We start from the raw sequence: 22,048 nt of genomic DNA on the forward strand, positions 1-22,048 counted from the left end.
GCGATGCCGCCGTCTTTGTGCAGCGGGACTGCGCTGATGTTTATTGCAACGGCGCGTGAAATCCGCGAAATCCGTGAATTCCGTTGTGGGCGCCTCAGCAGGCCATCGCCCTCTTCAACCATTCAGCAAAGGCCGCGCATTCCCAGCGGTCCATGGTGCCGGTACGCCAGCACAGGTAGTGGGCGTGGGGGCTGGCCGTGTCCATGTCGAACAGGCGCACCAGGGTGCCGTTGTCCATCCAGGGTGCGCCCAGCTTGTGGCGCACAAGGGCAATGCCCATGCCGGCCGAGGCCGCGTCGCACATCAGGCCGATGTCGTTGAACTGCGAGCCCTCGTGCGGCTCGGGCCAGTCCAGGCCGGTGGCGCCGAACCAGGTGCGCCAGGGCTCCAGCGGGCTGCGCAGCAGGGGCATGCCTTCCAGGTCCTGGGCCTGCTCGAAGGGGCCGTGCTCGCGGATGAAGGCCGGCGATGCCAGCGGCGTGACCACGTCGCGCGCCAGCTCGATGTGCTCCACGTCGGCGTAGTGGCCGGGGCCGAAGCGCACCATCAGGTCGGCATCCTCGGCCACCACGTCCAGCAGCGGGATGGAGACCTGCAGGGCGATGTCGATCTCGGGATAGGTTTCCGTGAACTGGCGCAGGCGCGGAATCAGGATCACGCGCGCAAAGGTGGGCGTGACCGCAAGCTTGAGCCTGCGGCGGCCCGGCGCCGTCACCTCGCCCGGGAAGCGCTGCAGCGCGCCCAGGCCCTCGCGCACGTGGGACAGGTAGGCGCTGCCTTCGGTGGTGAGCGAAAAGTCCGAGCGGCCGAACAGCCGCGTGCCCAGGATCTGCTCGAGCTGGCGCACGCGGTGGCTGACGGCGCTGGGCGTGACGCACAGCTCCTCGGCCGTCTGCGTCACGCTGCGCAGCCGCGCCAGCGCCTCGAAAGTGAGCAGGCACTGTATGGGCGGGATGCGGCGGGCGCCGCCGCCGGGCGGGGCAAAGCCGCTGCCGGCGGCAAGGGTCACGTTCGCCATGGGCGGCCGGGAGCCGGCTTCAGCGGAAGACCACGGTCTTGTGGCCGTTGAGGATGACGCGGTGCTCGCTGTGCCACTTGACGGCGCGGGCCAGCACCTGGCTCTCGGTGTCGCGGCCGCGGGCCGTGAGGTCTTCCACGGTGTCGGTGTGGTCGGCGCGGGCCACGTCCTGCTCGATGATCGGGCCTTCGTCCAGGTCGGCCGTCACATAGTGGGCCGTGGCGCCGATCAGCTTCACGCCGCGGTCATGGGCCTGGTAGTAGGGCTTGGCGCCCTTGAAGCTGGGCAGGAAGCTGTGGTGGATGTTGATCGCGCGGCCGGCCAGCTTGGTGCACAGGTCGTTGGACAGCACCTGCATGTAGCGCGCCAACACCACGAGTTCGGCGCCTTCGGCCTCGATGATCTCGAACTGCTTTGCCTCGGCCTGGGCCTTGGTGGCAGCCGTGACGGGGATGTGGTGGAAGGGGATGTTGTAGCTGGCCGCCAGCTGGTAGAACTCGCGGTGGTTGCTGATGATGGCGCGGATGTCCACCGGCAGCAGGCCGCTCTTCCAGCGAAACAGCAGGTCGTTGAGGCAGTGGCCTTCCTTGCTGACCATGAGCACGGTCTTCATGGCTTCGGCCTTGGTGTGCAGGCGCCACTTCATCTGGTACTGGCCGCCCAGGTCGGCCAGGGCCGCCCTCAGAGCCGCGGGATCGCAGCCGTTGCAGGCAAATTGCACGCGCATGAAGAACAGTCCGGTGGCCGGGTCGTTATACTGCGCGGCCTCTTCGATGTTGCCGCCTTGCTCGAGCAGAAAGCCCGAGACGGCATGTACCAGACCGAGCCGGTCGGGGCACGAAAGGGTAAGAATATAGGCTTGGGTCATAGCGGCGCAATTGTCGCAGCATGGACACGACCCTGCGCAAGTCACACGTTCTGGGAACGTTCTGAGGAACCACATGCAAGATCAGGGAGAGCAGCCCCGAATACCGCTCTGGGGCGCAATGACCCTGTACGTGTGCGCAGGTCTGCTGTGGCTCTGGGGCGTGGAATGGCTGCTGGCGCACCTGCAGATTCCGCCCGAGGCGGCGGCGCAGCGGCGCATGCTGTCCTCGGTGACCCTGGTGCTGGTCACGGCCGTGGGCGGCGGCTGGCTGCTGTGGCGCATGCGCCGTGGAGAGTGCACTGCCCATGCCGCGATGGCCGCCGGGCGGGAGGCCGACGAACGCCAGCGCCTGGCCGCCGCCGTGGTGGACAACACCATGGAGGGCGTGGTCGTCACCGATGCGCGCAGCCGCATCCTCTCGGTCAACAGCGCTTTCACGCGGCTGCTGGGCTATACCGAGCAGGAGATGCTGGGCAAGACCCCGCGCATGTTCAAGTCCGGCCGCCATGACAAGGCCTTCTACGAGGCCATGTGGGACAGCATGCAGGCCACGGGCCACTGGCAGGGCGAAATCTGGAACCGCCGCAAGAACGGCGAGGTCTTTCCCGAGCGCATGTCGCTCAGCGCCGTCAAGGACGCACAGGGCAAGGTCACGCACTACGTGTGCATGTTCACCGACATCTCGGCCGAGAAGGCGCGCGAGGCCCAGCTCGAATTCCTGGCCCACCGCGACATGCTCACCGGCCTGCCCAACAGCGTGCGCTTCACAGCGCTGCTGGAAGACGCCGTGGCCGAGGCGGCCGCCGAGCAGGGCACGCTGGCCGTGATGCTGCTGAACATCGATCGCTTCAAGGACGTCAACGACAGCTACGGCCACGCCATCGGCGACCAGGTGCTGCGCCACATCGCCGCCCGTGTGCACGACTCCCTGGGTCCCCAGGACCTCATAGGTCGCATGGCCGGTGACGAACTGGCCGTGCTGTGCAAGGGCATGAGCGAGCGCGGCGACGCCATCGCCCGTGCACGGCAACTGATCGCGGCGGCCGGCCAGCCCTGGAGCTCGCCGGACGGCCTGTCCGTCATGGCCGGCGTCAGCGTGGGCATCTGCATGTACCCCTCCCACGCCGGCAATGCCCAGGACCTGCTGCAGGGCGCGCATGCGGCCGTCTACGGCGCCAAGTCGCGCAGCGGCCGTGCCTGGTGCTTCTTCGAGGAAGACATGACCTCGGCCGCGCGCGAGCGCCTGGCCATGGAGGCACGGCTGCGGCAGGCCATAGACCTGGGCCACCTGCGCCTTTACTTCCAGCCTCAGATCGACCTGGCCACGGGCCGCCTGGTGGGCGCCGAGGCCCTGGTGCGCTGGCTGGACCCGGACGAGGGCCTCATCTCCCCGGCACGCTTCATTCCCGTGGCCGAAAGCTCGGGCGTCATCGGCGCGCTGGGCCTGTGGGTGCTGCGCGAGGCCTGCGCCCAGGGCCAGCGCTGGCGCGATCAGGGCCTGCCCGAGATGACCATCGCGGTCAATGTCTCGCTGCACCAGTTCCTGCTGACCGACATCGCCGGTGCCACCGCCGACGCGCTGGCCGCCACGGGCTTCGCCCCGCACTGCCTGGAGCTGGAGATCACCGAAAGCGCCCTGGCCGAGCGCCCCGAGGAGGCCCTGGCCGTCATGCGCCGTCTGCGGGCCCAGGGCCTGCGGCTGGCCATCGACGACTTCGGCACCGGTTATTCCTCGCTGGCCCACCTCAAGCGCTTCCCGCTGGACCTGCTCAAGATCGACCAGGGCTTCATCCGCGACATCCCGCACAGCGCCGACGACATGGCCATCAGCGGGTCGGTGATCGCGCTGGGGCATGCCATGGGGCTGAAGGTGCTGGCCGAGGGCGTGGAGACGGCCGAGCAGCTGGCATTCCTGCGCGGCAAGGGGTGCGACTTCTTCCAGGGCTATCTGTGCAGCAAGCCCATGCCTGCGCAGGCGTTCGGCGAGTGGGTCTCGGGCAACGAGGGAATGTGGGCCGTGCAGGGGTGAAGCTCAGTCCACCCGACCCGCATCCGCCCGCGGCGCCGGCGGATTCCTGAACTTCTCCCGCAGCTCGGCGCAGTGGTCCTTGGCGGGCAGGGCATCCGTCTTCTGCAGCCAATCCACATCCGAGGCCTGCGCCACCGATGTCTCCCCCGCCTGCGCCACGGCCACCTTGGCGCCTGCGGCCTCGGGCAGCCAGGTGGGAATGCCCACGCCGCGCAGTACGTGGCCGCGCCCGGCCACCAACAGCACGGTCTTGCCGGGCTTGACTGCGGCCCTGGCCACCTCGGCCATGCTGGCGTCGCGGGCCAGCTGGATGCGGGCCATGGGCGCCAGCTGGGTGTCGGGCAGCAGGCCGCAGTGGCCTTCGCGGATGGCGTCGAGCTGGCGCTGCCAGGCTTCGGGCGGCAGGTGGGTGTCCAGGTTCTGGTTGCGCATGGCCTGCTTCATGTCGGCGCGGGGCAGGTTGCCGCCCAGCACGGGCACGCCTGCGCGCACGGCGGCCATGACCACGCCGCGGTAGCGCGGCCAGGGCCAGGCGGCGTCCTGCCATTGCAGGGCCTGCTGCACAGCGTCCTCGGAGGCATCGCGCGCCAGGCTGGCCGTGGAGCCCGTGCGCGGCGCCATCTCGATCACCAGCGCGGCCAGGCGCTCCTGCGTGGCCAGCTGCTGCACCGTGGCCTGTTGCCAGGCCTGGTGGGCCGCCGCATCGTGCTGCTCGCCCAGCAGCACCAGGGGTGCGTCGGACCAGCGCTGCAGCTGCTGCGTCCAGTCCCGCGCCGGTGTGGAGGAGCTGGCGCAGCCGGCAAGGGCTGCCGCCAGCCATGCGGCCGCAGCCAGGCCAGCAAGGCGCGGGGTGCGGATGAAGGGGCGGAGGTGGGAGCGGACATGCATGGCCCCATGCTAATCACTGGCCTTGCCGGGGTCCTCATAGGCCCTGTGGGCATTGGGGGCAGTTGGAAAGGATCCTAGGAATCGGGGCGGGGGCACGGCGCAAACGGGTGACGCTTGATTCAGGTCAAGACGCGCAAATGCGCCGTGGCTACAGTGCGACCATGCATGGCAAGCCCTCGCTTTCGACCAAGCTGCTGCTCATGGGCGCGGCCTGCCTGCTGGCGGCCGTGGCATCGATCGGCTTCACGCTGTGGGTGGCCTGGCAGCTGGAGGGCGGCGCGGCCGCCGTGAACGAGGCCGGGCGGCTGCGCATGAGCATGGTGCGCATGGCCATGGCGCGCCAGAACGAGGCGCCTGCGCAGTGGCAGGCGCGCGCGCAGCAGTTCGACGCCAGCCTGGACCTGCTGCGCAGCGGCGACATGTCGCGCCCGCTGTTCGTGCCCTGGAGCGACGAGGTCAGGGCGCGCTACGAGCGCATACGCCGCGACTGGAGCGCGCTGCACGCGCGCTGGCAGGCCGAGGACCAGGCCGATGCGCAGGCCATCATGGGCAGCGCCGACGCCTTCGTGCGCGAGGTGGACGGCTTTGTCGAGGCCATCGAGGACCGGCTCTCGCGCTGGACGGCCATCCTGCACCTGTTTCAGATGTGTCTGATGGCGCTGGCCATCATCGCGGCCGTGAGTTTCATGGCCACCAGCTACTGGCTGGTGCTGCATCCCGTGGGCCAGCTGCGCTCGGCGCTGGAGCGCATGCGCCGCGGACACCTGGACACGCGCATGAGCGTGGAGGTGGACGACGAGTTCGGCCAGCTGGCGGCCGGCTTCAACCTCATGGCCCAGTCGCTGCAAAGTTCTCACGCCGAGCTGGAGGACAAGGTGCGCGAGAAGACCGCCAGCCTCAACGTGCAGCACCAGCAGCTGCAGGCGCTGTACGCGGTCAGCGTGCAGGCGTCGGAGGCCGCCAGCCTGCAGTCCCTGGCCGAAGGCTTTGTGCGCCAGGTCCGCCTGGCGGCCCAGGCCGATGCGGCCACGGTGCGCTGGTCCGACGAGGCCAACGAGCGCTACGTGCTGCTGGCCGGCGACGGCCTGCCCCAGTCCATGTCGGTGCAGGAGCACTGCCTGCACACGGGCGCCTGCCTGTGCGGCCAGCCGCGCGAGCAGGCGAGGCTGCGCGTGATCCCCATCACGCCGGCCAGCGACCTGCAGCTGCCCCACTGCCGCGAGGCCGGCTTCGAGACCGTGGTCAGCATCCCCGTGCAACTGCAGCAGCGCCTGTTGGGCGAGGTCAACCTGTTCTTTCGCTCCACCGTGGTGCTCACGGACGACATGCGCGACCTGCTGTCCGCCATGGCGCGCCACCTGGCCAGCGCCATGGAAAGCCTGCGCGCCACGGCGCTGGAGCGCGAAGCCGCCGTGGCCGAGGAGCGCGGCCTGATCGCGCGCGAGCTGCATGACTCCATTGCCCAGTCGCTGGCCTTTCTCAAGATCCAGACCCAGCTGCTGCGCGACGCCGTGGCCAAGGGCCGCGACGAGGCGCGCGACCGCAGCCTGGGCGAGCTGGAAGTGGGCGTGCGCGAATGCTATGCCGACGTGCGCGAGCTGCTGGTGCATTTCCGCACGCGCACCAGCACCGAGGACATCGAGGCCGCGCTGCGCGCCACGCTGTCCAAGTTCGAGCACCAGACGGGCATTGCCACCTCGCTGAGCATGTCGGGCCAGGGCCTGCCGCTGGCGCCCGACGTGCAGATCCAGGTGCTGCACATGGTGCAGGAGGCGCTGTCCAACGTGCGCAAGCACGCGGGTGCCAGGCATGTGGAGCTGCGTGTGGGGCGCCACCCCTGGCGCTTCGAAGTCTGCGACGACGGCTGCGGCTTCGTTCCCGCCGCCGTTGCGCCGGACTCGCTGCATGTGGGCCTGGGCATCATGCGCGAGCGCGCCCTGCTGGCGCAGGCGCTGGTCCATGTCCACTCCCGCCCCGGCGAGGGCACGCGCGTGCTCATCGAGCTGCCGCCGTCGGCCTCGGCCGGCGCGCCGGCGCAGGCCCTCCCCTCGAACGCGTGACACGCTCCCGCAAGAAAAAGACCGCCCCATGTCCTTCTCCAGCCCCATCTCCGTCTTCGTCATCGACGACCACACGCTGTTCCGCCGCGGCCTGATCGCCCTCATCGCCCAGGACGCAGGCCTGCGCGTGGTCGGCGAGGCCGGCGACGCGGGCGAGGCCCTGCGCCTGGTACCCGCGCTGGCGCCCCAGGTCATCCTGCTGGACAACCACCTGCCCGGCGTGCTGGGCGTCGATGCCATCGCGGGCCTGCGGGCCGCATCGCCCGGCAGCCGCGTCGTCATGCTCACCGTGAGCGAGGACGGCCAGGACCTGGCGGCCGCGCTGCGCAACGGCGCCCAGGGCTATCTGCTCAAGACCATCGACGGCGACCTGCTGTCCGAGGCCCTGCGCCGCGCCGCGCGCGGCGAGCCCGTGGTCAGCCCCGAGATGATGGGCAAGCTGGTGGCCGCCTTCCAGTCCCAGGGCGCGCCCGAGCCTCAGGCGCCCGAGCCGGACGAGGCCCCGGCCTCGCCGCTGTCCCCGCGCGAGGAAGAGGTGCTGGTCCAGATCGCCCGAGGCGCCAGCAACAAGGAAATCGCCCGCACGCTGGACATTGCCGAGACCACGGTCAAGATCCATGTGCAACACATCCTGCGCAAGCTCGGCCTGAGCTCGCGCGTGCAGGCGGCGGTGTATGCGTCGGAGCGGCAGCGGGATTAGGCGCTGCAAGAGAAAGAACGCAGGCGGCTACAGCGCCGTTGCCAGCATGTGGCGATACGGTGCCAACTGCAAAAAGGCTTGAATGCCATCCGGCGCTTGCTGCAGGATGGCAATGCTGTTCGCCAGCCAGCGTCTGCGCTCATCCACCAGATTGGAGTCGGCGTTCAGGCCCAGCATGTCGCGGGTCTGGGTCACGCGATGCCGCTGTTTGCGATTCAAGCCTGGACGAGGCTCGATGGTTCCGTCGGTGGACAGCGCCCACTGTGCATTGCAGCCAGGGCCGGGTTCTATGGGCAGCAGACCATTCTTCTTTTTCTGCCCACAGGTCTTGTGGTTGATGCAGCTATGGCCGTAGTTGGTGTAGGTAAAACACAGGTGCGGATGCGCGTTGCGGCCCGCCTTGGGTTTGATGTGCTCCACCTGCCCGTCCTCTGCATCCAAAGCGCTTTCGCAATAGACGCACAGACCTCCCTGGTCCTGATTGAGGTCGGCTTTGACGGCCGCTTTGACGGCGCGGAATGCCAGGCTGTCGAAGTCCGCGACCGTGGCGCGTGGGGTTGCCGCGACGAAGGCTGTGAGAGCCACCGTAGGAATGGCGCGATGTTCCAGTTCCACCATGGTCAATGCGCCCTGCCGGTATTGCGCGCGGCAAGGAAGCGCCAGGTGGCCAGATCGCTTTCATGGAATTGATAGCCTGCTTGCTGCAAGGTGACGCGCAGGGCCTGCGCGGCTTCGGTCTGCTCCTGGCCTTCACGCACCAACTGCTCGTATTGGCGGATGTCGTCTTGCAGTGGCAACGGCGGCTCCCGGTGGGTTCCCATGATCTTGGCCAGCGCATCGCCCGATTCATGGGCCAGCGGGCTGAAGTCAGGCGTGCGCACGCGCAGGCGGCCGTCGTGCTGCTCCAGGATACGGATCTTCTCGCGCCGTACCGAAGTCAAGACCTGCGGACTGTGCGTGGTGACAATGAATTGCGTCGCCGGAAAGGTGCGCATCAGGTCATCCAGCACGCGCTGCTGCCAGGTGGGGTGCAGGTGCAGGTCGATTTCATCGACCAGCATGATGGCCGGAGCGCTCATGGTCAGCGCGTGCTGAAACGGCGCATAGCTGCCTGGATCATGCTCATCCAGAACAGATGTTGCGTGTATCAGAAACTGCTGGTGCGCGTGGATGTTGCCGTACTCGGCATACCGGTTGGCAATGGCAAGCCGCCGCGCAAAGTCGATGGCCAGCGCCAACATGCTTTGATAGCCCTGGCTCAACTGGCTGACCAGCAGCTCGGCCCCATCGCTGGCGCGCTCCAGAACGAACTTGTGCCGTGCATTGAACTGGGGGTTGCGAAAGGCTCCGCCCAGCAATAAAACCACGGTGGCGCGCACCGCTTCCAGCGAGGAAAACGGCTTGTAGTTCTCGCCCGTCACGCCCTTGTTTGAGCGCAGTTCGGAAGACTCCTCCTGATCGAACCAGGCCAGCATTTCCCGGAAGTCGCTGCGGGGGTTGAAGCAATCCACAAGCGCGGATGTCGGGTGTTCGTAGTTGTTCTTTGCGGAGCGCAGACGCTCAGGCACCTCGATGTGGCCTCTGCTTGCCCCGTAGTAGGTGAATACGGGCGTCGGAGCCGGACTCTCTGTTTTGTAGCTGTCGGTGATTGAATTCAGGTGCTCCTTGAGAGCCGTCTCGCCCCATGTCTGTGCAGGTTTCCGACCCTTGCCGCTGGCGGAAGGGCGCCAGTAATCCCAGCGCAGATCACCTACGGTGGTGGTCATGATCTGTGCGTAGTCGGCCGTGCTCCATTGCGCTTTTCCGCGTGGTGCTGACAAGGCCTGAAGGCGAAAGTCCGAGTCCTTGATGCCACGGCCTGTCAGTCGCTGGTCTGCCGAGGACAAGTGGGTCAGCACAGGGGTCAGTCCGCTGGCAATGCCATCCAGAAGTGCCGTCTTGCCCGCACCGTTTTCCCCCACGATGACCGTAAGGCGCGGGTCCAGATCCAGCGTGAGGGATTCAAAGCAACGGAAGTTGTTGAGCGTGACGGATTTCAATCGCATGGCGCATGCCTTCGTTTCAAGCACGGGGCAGCCGTGGGATGTCGGCTGGTTCGTGAACAGTCGAAATTGTGCACGTGAATGCCGCTGGCTTCTCATCCTCCGCCACGCATGCTGGCAGAGGTCAACGGATCATTGCGTTCCAGTCGTCCCCGCATCTCCTTGCACCCACCCATCCCCCGCACACCGCAGCGCCCACACCCAGGCCAGCGCAGCCGCCAGGGTCAGCCCGGTGAGCATGGCCGCTGCGCCCATGGCGTCCAGCGCCACGCCGGCCGCCAGCGGCACCAGCATGCGGCTGGCGGCGAACAGGCTGGCCTGCAGGCCGTAGTCGAAGGCCTGCCAGCGCGGGCGGGCGAATTGCATCATCAGTCCGAAGACGCAGGCCGAGGAGGCGCCCATGGCTGCTGCCACGCAGGCCACGGCCGCGACCAGGCCCGGGGCCGGGGCGCCGGCTGCGATGACGGCGGCCAGCAGGGCCAGCGCCGCCACGTTGCCGCCCGCATACAGGGGCAGGGCGCGCCGGGTGCCCAGGCAGCGCGTGAGCAGGGGCGAGGCCGCGCCCGCCAGCGCAGCCACCACGCCGCCGCCCATGCCGGCCAGCAGGGCGGCCTGGGCGGGCGCGAAGCCATGGTCCAGCATCAGCGGCTTGAGGTAGAACCAGGCCGCGCCGATGAAGGGGAAGCAGCTGACCAGCACCAGGGTCCAGCGCCAGGCGCCGGGCTGGGCGCCATAGCCGCGGACCATGGCGGCCAGTCCAGCTTTGGGCGCAGGCAGCAGCAGGGGTGAGGGCGCATCCCCCGGCTCATGGCGCACCACCCAGGCCAGCAGCAGGGCGCCCAGGGCCAGCGCGCCGGCCAGGCAGAGGAAGGGCGCGCGCCAGCCCCATTTCGCCTGCATGAGCAGCATCATCCCGCCGCCCACGATGGCGCCCAGCGACAGCGCCGCTGCGCGCACGCCCCCGGCGCGCATGCGCTCGGACGCGGGCAGCAGGCGGATGGCCAGGGCGCTGACGGGAATGTCGGCCCAGGTGGCGGCCAGCGCGGCCGCGAAGGCCAGGCCGAACAGCCACAGGCGCTCGGCCAGCAACTGCTGCCAGCCCAGGGCCAGCAGCACGGCCGCATAGGCCAGGCACAGGGCCAGCGCCCAGGCGCGGTAGCGCGGCCGGCCGTTCGCGCTGCGCGCTTCCACGGGCGCGGCCAGCGCGAACTTGATCAGCGCGGGCAGGCCCGCCAGCTGGAACAGGCCGATGGCCGTGCCCGACCAGCCATGCTGGCGCATGACCAGGGGCAGGCCCAGCCAGAGGTAGACGCTGGGCGCGGTGAGCGCCAGGTGCAGCCAGCCGAAAAGTGCCTGGAGCAGCCAGACCGGGCGGGGAGCTGCGGCCTTCATGGCGCGGCCTTGCGGGCAATGAGCACGGCCAGCGGCGCCATCGGAAACTCGCGCGACTCGATGCGTTCTATGCGCTCGAAACCCGCCTGCGCCAGCAGCGCCTGCAGCTCGCCGCGCCGGGTCACGCTGCGGCCCAGCAGGCGCATGGGCAAGTAGTAGGGCAGGGTGCGCAGGGCGGCTTCGGGCGTCTCATCCACCTCGGCATGGGCGCAGACGAAGACGCCGCCGGGCGCCAGCGCGTCGAACACCTTGGCGACCACGGCTGCCGCATCGGGCACGAAGTGCAGCACGGACGAGCACCAGACCAGGTCGTAGCCGCTGCCTATGCTGTCCGTGGCCAGGTTGCCGCCCAGGGCGGTGAAGCGGTCGGACAGGCGGGACTGGCGGGCGTTGTCCGCCGCCACGGCCACGGCCACGGGCCAGTCGAAGACGCTGGCCTGCAGCGCGGGCTGCTGGCGCAGCAGGGCCAGCGCGATCCAGCCGGGGCCGCCGCCCAGGTCCAGCATGCGGCGCGCGGCGCCTGCCTCGGGAACCTGCTGCAGCAGGTTCAGCGCGGCAGGCACGCTGACGGCGCGCTGCTCCTGGCCGATCTGGGCGCGCGCGGCGGCGGCCCAGCCTTCGGCATTGCCCGTGGCCAAGGGGGCGCTGCAGGCCGAGCCGTCCCCGGCAGGGCCGTGCTCGACCAGGCCGCGCAGCAGCGTGGCGGAGTGGCGCAGCGAGCGCAGGCGGAACAGCCAGGCCGCGCCGCAGGACTCGGGCGATGCGCTGTGCAGGTAGCGCAGCGCGTCGGTGGCCAGCAGGTAGCTCACGGGCTCGTGCTGGCCGCGCCGCAGGAGGCCCATGCTCCACAGCAATTCCAGCCAATGGGAGGTATTGGCCTCGTTCCAGCCCTGGGCCAGGGCCAGCTCGGCCGGCGTCTGGGGCGTGGCCAGCCGGTCCAGTGCCCCCGATTCGAGCGCCAGCACCAGGGCCTCGGCCTGCACCTGGGCGGCGGCCAGGTCCCACAGCGGTTGCAGGGCGTGAGAGGGGGCGTGGGTAGGGGATTCACAGCGGGGTGTATACATCGGAAGGTCCTTTTCACGAAAGGGAGTCACATGCGCCAGGTCAGCCGCACGCCGAACTCGCGCGGCGGGCTGTAGACCACGACCTGGCCGTTGAGGTAGCCCACGGCGTCGTAGCGGCGGTTGGCGGCATTGCGCAGGTAGGCGGCGATTTCCCAGGACCCCTGGGCATAGCCGGCCGACAGGTTGAGCAGCCCGTAGCCGGGGCGGCGGTAGGCGTTGGCGGCGTCCAGGTAGACCTTGCCCGCGCCCTGCACGGCGGCCTGCGCCCACCAGCGGCCGGGCGCGTCGTAGCGCAGCGCCACATGGGCCGTCATGTCGGGCGCAAACGGGTTGCGGTGGCCGTCGTAGACGGCGGCGCCGTCGCGGAAGCTGCCGAAGCGCGTGCGGTTCAGGCCCAGGGCCGTCTGCAGCTGCCAGCCGCCGCCGAACACATAGTCCAGCTCGAAGTCCGCACCCGTGGAGCGCGCCCGCGCCGCATTGGTGATGTAGACCACGCCCGGCAGGCCCATCTGCTGCACCTGCATGTCGCGCACCTGCTGGGTGTAGACCGAGGCCGCATAGCGCAGGCGCTGCCCCAGCAGCCGGCCCTTGGCGCCGATCTCCCAGGCGCGCACGGTCTCTGGCTCGTAGGCCGCATAGCCCATGGCCGGAGAGAACACGTTGAAGCCGCCCGCGCGGTAGCCCTCGCTGAGGCTGGTGTAGACCTGGCCCTGGGGCGACCACTGGTATTGCAGCGAGAGCTTGGGGCTCAAGCGCGACCAGTCGTCGCTGCGCGCCGCCGCGCCCACGGGGGCCAGTTCCACGCGGTTGCGCTCCACGCGCGCGCCGGCCGCCAGCGTCCAGCGCTCGGACAGCGGGACGGTCCAGTGCGTGAAAAGCGCCGCCGTGCTGCCCTTGAGTCCGGCCGTGGGCCGCATCAGCGCGGCGGGCAGCTTTTGCTCGTAGCGCAGGTCATGGTCGTCGCGGTCCAGGTACAGGCCGGCCAGCCAGCGCGCGTTCCACAGGCCTGCGGCCTCGCCCTCCAGGCGCAGTTCCTGCGAGGTCGTGGCCAGGCGGTAGTCGCGCCGCACGTGGAGCAGGTCGGCGCGCTGGAAGTCCGTGTCCTGCAGCACGCGGTCGTCGAAGACATTGCGCGCGGTGATGGAGCGCAGCCGCAGGCCCGAGGCAAAGCGGTGCGAGACATCGAGCGACAGCGTCTGCCCGCGCGAGCGGTTCCAGCTGTCCGTGCCCGAGTTCACCGTGGCGCGCGGCGCGGCAATGCTGCCCCATTGCGCGGCGCCGTCGTCCCAGCGCTGCCGGGCGTAGCGCAGCGTGGCCTCGGTCTCGGCCGTGGGCGTCCAGCGCAGGGCCAGGCGGCCGCTGGCGCGCTCGCGGTCGTCCACGCGCGCTCCCGTCGCCTGCTGGCGTATGAAGCCGTCCTGCGCGCGCCACTCGCCCGACAGGCCGATATAGAGCTGGCCCGGCACCAGGGCGCGGCCCAGCTCGAAGCTGCCCGCGCGCTGGCCGTGGTTGCCTGCCTCGGCGCTGATCGATGCATAGGGCGTGTCGCCGGGCTGGCGCGTGACGATGCTGACCACGCCCGCTTCGGCATTGCGGCCGTACAAGGTCGATTGCGGGCCGCGCAGCACCTCCACGCGGTCCACGCCCTGCAGGTTGTGCTCGAAGCCCTGGGCCATCAGCGTGGGCACGCCATCGACCAGCAGCAGCGTGGACGAGGAGAACGACACGAAGTTGGCCGTCAGCCCGCGCATCACGGGCGGCTGCACGCCCGACTGGCCGAAGGCCTGGAACACAAAGCCCGGCACCTGGGCGGACAGCGCGTCCAGCCCGCGCACGCCGGCCGCCTCCAGCGCCGCGCCCTCGAAGACGGAGACGCTGGCGGGCACGGCGTCCAGGCTCTCGGCCTGCTTGTTCACCGTGACCGTGATCTCGGGCAGGGCGGCTTCGGGCGCCTGGCCCTGGGCCGCCACCGTGAAGGGGGCCAGGGCCAGCGCGGCCGGCCAGCGAAGGGGGAATGCCATGGTTTTCTCGTCCTCTCCAAAAGGGAATCTCGTTGGAGACCGATGCTAGGGAAGATGAGAATCGCTATCATTTGAAAACGTATGCGCGCCGGAGCATTTCCTATGCGAAGCGCGCATCCATTCCTCTCCCATGACCTCCCGCATCCCTTCCTCGCTTGCCTTGCCCCAGCCCTGTGCGCCGGGCTGGACGCGGCATGCCCTGCCCGCCGAGCTGGGCGACTGCCATGCGGAGCGCTTCACGCTGGGCGACGGCATCGTGCTGGCGCGCTCGCACTACTGCCCGCTGCGCGACCTGGTGGAGGACAGCGTGCAGGCCGATGCCTCGGACCAGGGCCGCACCCTGGTCATCACGCTGGGGCTGGCCGGGCAATCGGGCTTTGTGGCGCGCACGGGCGCGGCGCTGCGCTTCGGCGCAGGGCAGACCACGCTGGCAGCCTTTCGCGGCAGCCAGGGCGAGCGCCGCTATGCGGCCGGGCAGACCGTGCGCCAGCTGCGCCTGCTGCTGTCGGGTGCAGCGCTCGACCGCTATCTGGGGCCTGAACTCTCGCAGCGCCTGACCCAGGTGGACGGCGCGGCCGGCGTGCGGCCCTTGGACCACCGTGCCAGCCTGCCGGCCAGCCTGGCGCTGGCGCGGCGCCTGGCCCAGCCGCCCGGGCACCAGCCCACCGATGCGCTGGACCGCCACATCGCCATGCTGAGCCTGGCCGCGCTGGAGCTGCGGCATCTCGCGCCTGCGCCGCAGCCGGCCAGGGCGGCACCGCGCTGGTCGGCCGACGAACTGGCCCGGCTGGAGCAGGCGCGCGAACTGCTGTCCACCCAGATGGACCGCGCGCTGACCCTGGCCTACCTGAGCGCCGCCGTGGGCCTGGGCGAGCACCGGCTCAAGCAGGGCTTTCGCGCCGTCTTCGGCACTACGCCCCAGGCCCTGCTGCTGGAGCTGCGCATGCGCCGCGCCTGGGCGCTGCTGGAGACCGGCTGCCAGGTCGCCCAGGCCGGCTGGCAGGTGGGCTATGCCCATCCGTCGAACTTCAGTGCGGCATTTGCGCGGTTCTATGGGCGCAGCCCGAAGTCGGTCTTCGGCCGCCGCTCCTGATCTGCGTCAAGCCTTTTTGTCCTCGATAGTTCTTTGGAACTAGGCCCGCCTGCGCGCTCCTAGTTCTTCCGCCTTGTCCGAGCGTACGGCTGGCGGATGTGCGGCGCGGCCCTCGCGCGGGACCATGGATGCCATAGCCCCCACGAGGAAAACAAAATGGCAAACACAGCGCCCACCGCACAGGGCGACCCCCGAAAGAGCACCAGCACAGGCACACGCCACGACCGCCAGGCCTGGTCGGTCCTGGCCGTCAGCACCCTGGCCTTCACGGTCTGCTTCATGGTCTGGATGATGTTCGGCATCATCGGCATCCCCATCAAGAAGATGCTGGATCTGAACGCCACGCAGTTCGGCCTGCTCACGGCCATGCCCGTGCTCACGGGCTCGCTGGTGCGCGTGCCGCTGGGCATCTGGACCGACCGCTTCGGCGGGCGCATCGTGATGGCAGTGCTGATGGCCGTCACCGTGCCCGCGATCTGGGTGATGGGCTATGCCACCGAGTACTGGCACTTCCTGACCATCGGCCTGTTCGTGGGCCTGGCGGGCGGCTCGTTCTCGGTGGGCACGCCCTATGTGGCGCGCTGGTTTCCCAAGGAGCGCCAGGGCATGGCCATGGGCATCTATGGCGCGGGCAACTCGGGTGCGGCGGTCAACAAGTTCGTGGCGCCGGTGATCCTGGTGGCCTTCGGCTGGGCCGCCGTGCCGCATGCCTATGCGGCCATCATGCTGGGCGCGCTGGTGCTGTTCTGGCTGTTCAGCCACAGCGACCCGGCCCACCTGGTGCCCAGCAATGTGCGCTTCAGCGACCAGTTGAAGGCGCTCAAGGACCCGCGCGTGCTCAAGTACTGCCAGTACTACAGCATCGTCTTCGGCGGCTATGTGGCGCTGAGCCTGTGGATGGTGCAGTACTACGTGGGCGAGTACGGCCTGGACATCCGCGTGGCGGCGCTGCTGGCGGCCTGCTTTTCGCTGCCGGGCGGCGTGCTGCGCGCCATCGGCGGCTGGCTGTCGGACAAGTACGGCGCACACAGCGTGACCTGGTGGGTGCTGTGGGTGTGCTGGATCTGCCTGTTCCTGCTGTCCTATCCGCAGACCGATTTCACGGTGCTCACCACCGAGGGCAGCACCCGCTTTCACCTGGGCCTGAACGTCTATGCCTTCACCGCGCTGATGTTCGTGCTGGGCATTGCCATGGCCTTCGGCAAGGCCAGCGTCTTCAAGTACATCAGCGACGACTACCCCGGAAACATCGGCGCCATCAGCGGCATCGTGGGCCTGGCCGGCGGCATGGGCGGCTTCATCCTGCCCATCCTGTTCGGCGTGCTGCTGGACTGGACGGGCATCCGCTCCAGCGCCTTCATGCTGCTGTACGGCGTGGTCTGGGTGTCGCTGATCTGGATGTATTTCACCGAGGTGCGCCGCACCGACGTGCTCAACAGCCACGGCGGCCACAGCGATGTGCAGCCGGCCGCGCGCTGAACCGCAGGAGTTGCACATGCATGCGAACACCAAGACCGCCGCAAAGGCATCCGCGCGCAGCCGCCCCGGCAGCGTGCTGACCCTCTGGCGCCCCGAGGACAAACAGTTCTGGGAGCGCGAGGGCGAGGCCATCGCCAGGATCAACCTCTGGATCTCGGTGCCCGCCCTGTTCCTGGCCTTTGCCATCTGGCAGGTCTGGAGCGTGGTGGCCGTGAACCTGCCCGCGCTGGGCTTCACCTACTCCACCAACCAGCTGTTCTGGCTGGCGGCGGCGCCCGCTCTGTCGGGCGCCACGCTGCGCATCTTCTATTCCTTCATGGTGCCGCTGATGGGCGGGCGCCGCTGGACGGCGCTGTCCACGGCCTCGCTGCTGATCCCGGCCATCGGCATCGGCTACGCCGTGCAGGACGCCACCACCGGCTATCCGACCATGCTGATCCTGGCCCTGCTGTGCGGCCTGGGCGGGGGCAACTTCAGCTCCAGCATGGCCAACATCAGCTTCTTCTTTCCCAAGGAGCGCAAGGGCTCGGCCCTGGGCGTGAACGCGGGCCTGGGCAACCTGGGCGTGTCGGTGGTGCAGTTCCTGAGCCCGCTGGTGATCACGGCCGGCATCTTCGGCGTCTTCGGCGGCGATGCGCAGACCATCACCAAGGCCGGCGAGACCACCCGGGTCTGGGCGCAGAACGCGGCCTTCATCTGGGTGCCGTGGATCGCCATCGCCTCGCTGGCCGCCTGGTTCGGCATGAATGACATCGCCGACGCCAAGGCCAGCTTCGCGGCCCAGGCCGCCATCTTCCGGCGCAAGCACAACTGGGTGATGTGCCTGCTGTACCTGGGCACGTTCGGCTCCTTCATCGGCTTTGCCGCCGGCTTTCCGCTGCTGATCAAGAGCCAGTTCCCGGCGGTCAATCCGCTGGCCTATGCCTGGCTGGGCCCGCTGCTGGGCGCGCTGTCGCGGCCCTTTGGCGGCTGGCTGGCCGACAAGGCGGGCGGCGCGCGCGTGACGTTCTGGAACTTTCTCGTCATGGCCGTGGCCGTGGTGGGCGTGCTGTATTTCCTGCCCAAGGGCAGCGGCGGCTACGCGCTGGGCTTGGGCCCTGCCGAGGGCAGCTTCATGGGCTTCTTCCTGATGTTCCTCGTGCTGTTCCTGACCACGGGCATCGGCAACGGATCGACCTTCAGCATGATCCCGGCGATTTTCCTGGCCCTCAAGCAGCGCGAGCTCGGCGCCCATCCCAGCGAGGAAGCCCAGGCCCATGCCCTCAAGGAGGGCAATACCGAAGGCGCGGCCGCCCTGGGCTTTGCGGGCGCGCTGGGAGCCTACGGCGGCTTCTTCATCCCCAAGAGCTACGGCAGCTCCATCGCCGCCACGGGCGGGCCCGAGCTGGCGCTGTGGGTGTTTGCCGCCTTCTATGTGCTGTGCGTGGGCGTGACCTGGTGGTACTACGCGCGCAGGAACGCCGAGATGCCCTGCTGAGCCCCGGGCCGCAGACCGCACCGCAACGAACAACAAGGAGTCCCGCGATGAGCCATTTTCTGGACAAGCTTTCCTACTTCTCCCTGCCCCGGCAGGAATTCTCCAACGGCCATGGCCAGGTGACGGGCGAGGACCGCACCTGGGAAGACGCCTACCGCGACCGCTGGGCGCATGACAAGGTGGTGCGCTCCACGCACGGCGTGAACTGCACGGGCTCGTGCTCGTGGAAGATCTACGTCAAGGGCGGCATCGTGACCTGGGAGACGCAGCAGACCGACTACCCGCGCACGCGCGCCGACCTGCCCAACCACGAGCCGCGCGGCTGCGCGCGCGGCGCCAGCTACAGCTGGTACCTGTACAGCGCCAACCGCGTCAAATACCCCATGGTGCGCGGCCGGCTGCTCAAGCACTGGCGTGCCGCCCTGGCCGTGGCCAGGAGCCCGGTCGATGCCTGGGCCGCCATCGTCGAGAACGAGGATGCGCGCAGCGAGTGGCAAAAGCAGCGCGGCCTGGGCGGCTTCGTGCGCAGCAGCTGGGACGAGGTCAACCGCATGATCGCGGCGGCCAACGTCTACACCATCAAGAAGCACGGGCCGGACCGCATCATCGGCTTCTCGCCGATTCCGGCCATGTCCATGATCTCGTATGCCGCAGGCAGCCGCTACCTGAGCCTGATCGGCGGCGTGTGCATGAGCTTCTACGACTGGTACTGCGACCTGCCGCCGGCCAGCCCCCAGACCTGGGGCGAGCAGACCGACGTGCCAGAGAGCGCCGACTGGTACAACTCCAACTTCATCATCGCCTGGGGCTCCAACGTGCCCCAGACGCGCACTCCCGACGCCCACTTCTTCACCGAGGTCCGCTACAAGGGCGCCAAGGTCGTGGCCGTCACGCCCGACTACTCCGAGGTCGCCAAGCTGGCCGACCTGTGGATGCACCCCAAGCAGGGCACGGATGCCGCCGTGGCCATGGCCATGGGCCACGTCATCCTCAAGGAGTTCTACTTCGGCGAGCGCGGCCGCCCGGCCTATTTCGAGGACTATGCGCGCCGCTACACCGACCTGCCGCTGCTGATCCGCCTCAAGCGCCAGCAACTGCCCGACGGCCGCACGGCCCTGGTTCCCGAGCGCTATGTGCGCGCCAGCGACTTCGACGGCCACCTGGGCCAGGACAGCAACCCCGAGTGGAAGACCGTGGCCTACGGCGAGGACGGCGGCGTAGCCCTGCCCAATGGCTCCATCGGCTTTCGCTGGGGCGAGGCCGGCCGTGCCGACGAGGGCCTGTGGAACCTCGAATCCAAGGAGGCGCGCACGGGCAACGACGTGCAGCTCAAGCTCTCGGTGCTGGACGGCCAGGGCGTGGACAGTGAAGTGGCCGACGTGGCCTTCCCCTACTTCGGCGGCCTGCAGTCGCCGGGGTTCGACGCCAACGAGCAGGGCACGGACGTGCTGCTGCGCCGCGTGCCTGTCTCGCGCATGGTGCTGGACGGCGAGGAGGCCATCGTGGCCACCGTGTTCGACCTGCTGGCGGGCAACTATGGCATCCACCGCGGTCTGGAAGGCGAGGGCGCTGATGGCGGCTATGACGCCGATGCGCCCTTCACCCCGGCCTGGCAGGAAAAGATCACCGGCGTGCCGCGTGACCAGGTGATCGCCATTGCGCGCCAGTTCGCCGACAACGCCGAGAAGACGCGCGGCAAGTCCATGGTCATCATCGGCGCGGCCATGAACCACTGGTACCACTGCGACATGAACTACCGCGGCATCATCAACATGCTGATGCTGTGCGGCTGCATAGGCCAGAGCGGCGGCGGCTGGGCGCACTACGTGGGCCAGGAAAAGCTGCGCCCGCAGACCGGCTGGACCGCGCTGGCCTTTGCGCTGGACTGGCTGCGCCCGCCGCGCCAGATGAACTCCACCAGCTTCTTCTACGCCCACACCGACCAGTGGCGCTACGAGAAGCTGGGCGTGGAAGAGGTGCTGTCCCCGCTGGCCGACCGCAGCCAGTACGGCGGCGCCATGATCGACTACAACGTGCGCGCCGAGCGCATGGGCTGGCTGCCCAGCGCCCCGCAGCTGCAGGCCAACCCGCTGCAGCTGGTGCGCGACGCCCAGGCCCAGGGCCTGGACGTGAAGGACCACGTGGTGCAGTCCCTGCAGGACGGCTCGCTGTCCATGAGCTGCGAGGACCCCGACCACCCGGCCAACTGGCCGCGCAACATGTTCGTGTGGCGCTCCAACATCCTGGGCAGCTCGGGCAAGGGCCATGAGTACTTCCTCAAGCACCTGCTGGGCACCACGCACGGCGTGCAAGGAAAAGACCTTGGAGAACAAGACCCCCCCGATGCGCTGCGCGCCTCCCCCCAGGGGGCGGCCGGCTTGGGGCGGCCCGGCGTCGGCCATTCGGCCAAGCCGCAGGAAGTGCGCTGGCACGACAAGGCGCCCGAAGGCAAGCTGGACCTGCTGGTCACGCTGGACTTCCGCATGAGCACCACCTGCCTGTACTCGGACATCGTCCTGCCCACGGCCACCTGGTATGAGAAGAACGACCTCAACACCAGCGACATGCACCCCTTCATCCATCCGCTGTCGGCGGCCGTGGACCCGGCCTGGCAGGCCAGGAGCGACTGGGAGATCTACAAGGGCTTCGCCAAGTCCTTCAGCGAGGTCTGCGTGGGCCACCTGGGCGTGGAAAAGGACGTGGTGCTCACGCCGCTGATGCACGACACCCCCGCCGAGCTGGCCCAGCCCGATGGCGTGCGCGACTGGAAGAAGGGCGAGTGCGCCCTGATCCCCGGCAAGACCGCGCCGCAGATTGCCGTGGTCGAGCGCGACTATCCCAACCTCTACAAGCGCTTCACGGCCCTGGGCCCGCTGATGGACAGGCTGGGCAACGGCGGCAAGGGCATCGGCTGGAACACCGAGACCGAGGTGGAGCAGCTGGGCGAGCTCAATGGCCTGGTGCGCGAGGAAGGCGTGAGCCAGGGCCGCCCGCGCATCGTCACCGACATCGACGCCACCGAGGTGGTGATGATGCTGGCGCCCGAGACCAACGGCCACGTGGCCGTCAAGGCCTGGGAGGCGCTGTCGAAACAGACGGGGCGCGAGCACGCCCACCTGGCCCTGCACCGCGAGGACGAGAAGATCCGCTTTCGCGACATCCAGGCCCAGCCGCGCAAGATCATCAGCTCGCCCACCTGGTCGGGCCTGGAAAGCGAGAAGGTCAGCTACAACGCCTGCTACACCAACGTGCATGAGCTGATCCCATGGCGCACCCTCACCGGCCGCCAGCAGTTCTACCAGGACCATCCGTGGATGCGCGACTTCGGCGAAGGCTTCGTCAGCTACCGCCCGCCCGTGCACATGAAGGCGCTGCAGGAAGTGCAGGGCCAAAAGCCCAACGGCCACCCCGAGATCGCGCTGAACTTCATCACGCCGCACCAGAAGTGGGGCATCCACTCCACCTATGGCGACAACCTGATGATGCTCACGCTGGCGCGTGGCGGCCCCATCGTCTGGCTCAGCGAGGACGACGCCAGGAGCGCCGGCATCGCCGACAACGACTGGGTGGAGCTGTACAACGCCAACGGCGCCATCGCGGCGCGGGCCGTGGTCAGCCAGCGCGTCAAGCCGGGCATGGTGATGATGTACCACGCGCAGGAGAAGACCATCAACACGCCGGGCTCGGAGATCACCGGCACGCGCGGCGGCATCCACAACTCGGTCACGCGCATCGTGCTCAAGCCCACCCACATGATCGGCGGCTACGCGCAGTACAGCTACGGCTTCAACTACTACGGAACCATCGGCACCAACCGCGACGAGTTCGTGCTGGTCCGAAAGATGCGCCGCATAGATTGGCTCGACGACGAAGCTCCGGCCGGCGCAGCCGCCCATGCCTGAACAACAAGGAGAAAC

The 22,048-nt window shown here is 68.9% G+C and carries 15 protein-coding genes; 7 read left to right on the plus strand and 8 right to left on the minus strand.

Features of this window, described 5'->3' with window-relative positions:
* Positions 1–94 precede the first annotated feature (94 nt).
* On the minus strand, positions 95–1,018 hold the full coding sequence (locus ACF8ME_RS16725; protein WP_392417451.1) for a LysR substrate-binding domain-containing protein: 924 nt from the start codon (positions 1,016–1,018) through the stop codon (positions 95–97).
* A gap of 19 nt (positions 1,019–1,037) precedes the next feature.
* Positions 1,038–1,886: a formyltetrahydrofolate deformylase gene (gene purU / locus ACF8ME_RS16730; RefSeq protein WP_013804418.1), complete on the minus strand. Its 849-nt coding sequence runs from the start codon at positions 1,884–1,886 to the stop codon at positions 1,038–1,040.
* Positions 1,887–1,959: 73 nt separating this feature from the next.
* Between purU and ACF8ME_RS16735 the strand changes: the two genes are divergently transcribed.
* Entirely contained in the window at positions 1,960–3,915 is a 1,956-nt protein-coding gene (locus ACF8ME_RS16735; RefSeq protein ID WP_198803897.1) for a bifunctional diguanylate cyclase/phosphodiesterase, read from the plus strand.
* 3 nt (positions 3,916–3,918) lie between these two features.
* On the opposite strand, the gene ACF8ME_RS16740 is transcribed toward ACF8ME_RS16735, so the two are convergent.
* Entirely contained in the window at positions 3,919–4,803 is an 885-nt protein-coding gene (locus ACF8ME_RS16740; RefSeq protein WP_392417453.1) for a ChaN family lipoprotein, read from the minus strand.
* A 161-nt stretch (positions 4,804–4,964) separates the two neighbouring features.
* On the opposite strand from ACF8ME_RS16740, the gene ACF8ME_RS16745 reads away from it, so the two are divergent.
* Both ACF8ME_RS16745 and ACF8ME_RS16750 read left to right on the plus strand, forming a co-directional pair.
* Positions 4,965–6,863 carry a type IV pili methyl-accepting chemotaxis transducer N-terminal domain-containing protein gene (locus ACF8ME_RS16745; protein ID WP_392417454.1) on the plus strand — a complete coding sequence of 633 codons (1,899 nt, stop codon included), beginning with the start codon at positions 4,965–4,967 and terminating at the stop codon, positions 6,861–6,863.
* 28 nt (positions 6,864–6,891) lie between these two features.
* Positions 6,892–7,563: a response regulator gene (locus ACF8ME_RS16750; RefSeq protein WP_012203037.1), complete on the plus strand. Its 672-nt coding sequence runs from the start codon at positions 6,892–6,894 to the stop codon at positions 7,561–7,563.
* Between the two features lie 27 nt (positions 7,564–7,590).
* On the opposite strand, the gene ACF8ME_RS16755 is transcribed toward ACF8ME_RS16750, so the two are convergent.
* From ACF8ME_RS16755 to ACF8ME_RS16775, 5 genes are all read right to left on the minus strand, one after another.
* Positions 7,591–8,181, minus strand: a complete 591-nt coding sequence (locus ACF8ME_RS16755; protein ID WP_392417455.1) for a retron system putative HNH endonuclease — start codon at positions 8,179–8,181, stop codon at positions 7,591–7,593.
* 2 nt (positions 8,182–8,183) lie between these two features.
* Positions 8,184–9,608 carry an AAA family ATPase gene (locus ACF8ME_RS16760; RefSeq protein WP_392417457.1) on the minus strand — a complete coding sequence of 475 codons (1,425 nt, stop codon included), beginning with the start codon at positions 9,606–9,608 and terminating at the stop codon, positions 8,184–8,186.
* A 129-nt stretch (positions 9,609–9,737) separates the two neighbouring features.
* Positions 9,738–10,997 (minus strand): MFS transporter, encoded by a 1,260-nt coding sequence (locus ACF8ME_RS16765; protein WP_392417458.1) that lies wholly within the window; start codon positions 10,995–10,997, stop codon positions 9,738–9,740.
* Complete coding sequence (locus ACF8ME_RS16770; RefSeq protein WP_392417459.1) at positions 10,994–12,061, minus strand: class I SAM-dependent methyltransferase; 1,068 nt, start codon at positions 12,059–12,061, stop codon at positions 10,994–10,996. Before ACF8ME_RS16770 ends, ACF8ME_RS16765 begins: the two co-directional genes overlap by 4 nt.
* Before the next feature lie 26 nt (positions 12,062–12,087).
* Positions 12,088–14,082, minus strand: a complete 1,995-nt coding sequence (locus tag ACF8ME_RS16775; protein ID WP_392417460.1) for a TonB-dependent receptor — start codon at positions 14,080–14,082, stop codon at positions 12,088–12,090.
* 130 nt (positions 14,083–14,212) lie between these two features.
* Between ACF8ME_RS16775 and ACF8ME_RS16780 the strand changes: the two genes are divergently transcribed.
* The 4 genes from ACF8ME_RS16780 (at position 14,213) to ACF8ME_RS16795 (ending at position 22,033) form a co-directional block, all read left to right on the plus strand.
* On the plus strand, positions 14,213–15,175 hold the full coding sequence (locus tag ACF8ME_RS16780) for an AraC family transcriptional regulator (RefSeq protein WP_277849333.1): 963 nt from the start codon (positions 14,213–14,215) through the stop codon (positions 15,173–15,175).
* 156 nt (positions 15,176–15,331) lie between these two features.
* Entirely contained in the window at positions 15,332–16,654 is a 1,323-nt protein-coding gene (locus ACF8ME_RS16785) for a nitrate/nitrite transporter (protein WP_012203038.1), read from the plus strand.
* A 16-nt stretch (positions 16,655–16,670) separates the two neighbouring features.
* The gene (locus tag ACF8ME_RS16790; protein ID WP_392417461.1) at positions 16,671–18,131 is read left to right on the plus strand and encodes an MFS transporter; all 1,461 of its coding nucleotides are present in this window, start codon (positions 16,671–16,673) and stop codon (positions 18,129–18,131) included.
* Positions 18,132–18,178: 47 nt separating this feature from the next.
* Entirely contained in the window at positions 18,179–22,033 is a 3,855-nt protein-coding gene (locus ACF8ME_RS16795) for a nitrate reductase subunit alpha (RefSeq protein WP_392417462.1), read from the plus strand.
* The last annotated feature ends 15 nt before the right edge of the window (positions 22,034–22,048 follow it).

Source organism: Delftia sp. WSY_7, assembly GCF_043104845.1.
Lineage (GTDB): Bacteria > Pseudomonadota > Gammaproteobacteria > Burkholderiales > Burkholderiaceae_C > Comamonas > Comamonas tsuruhatensis.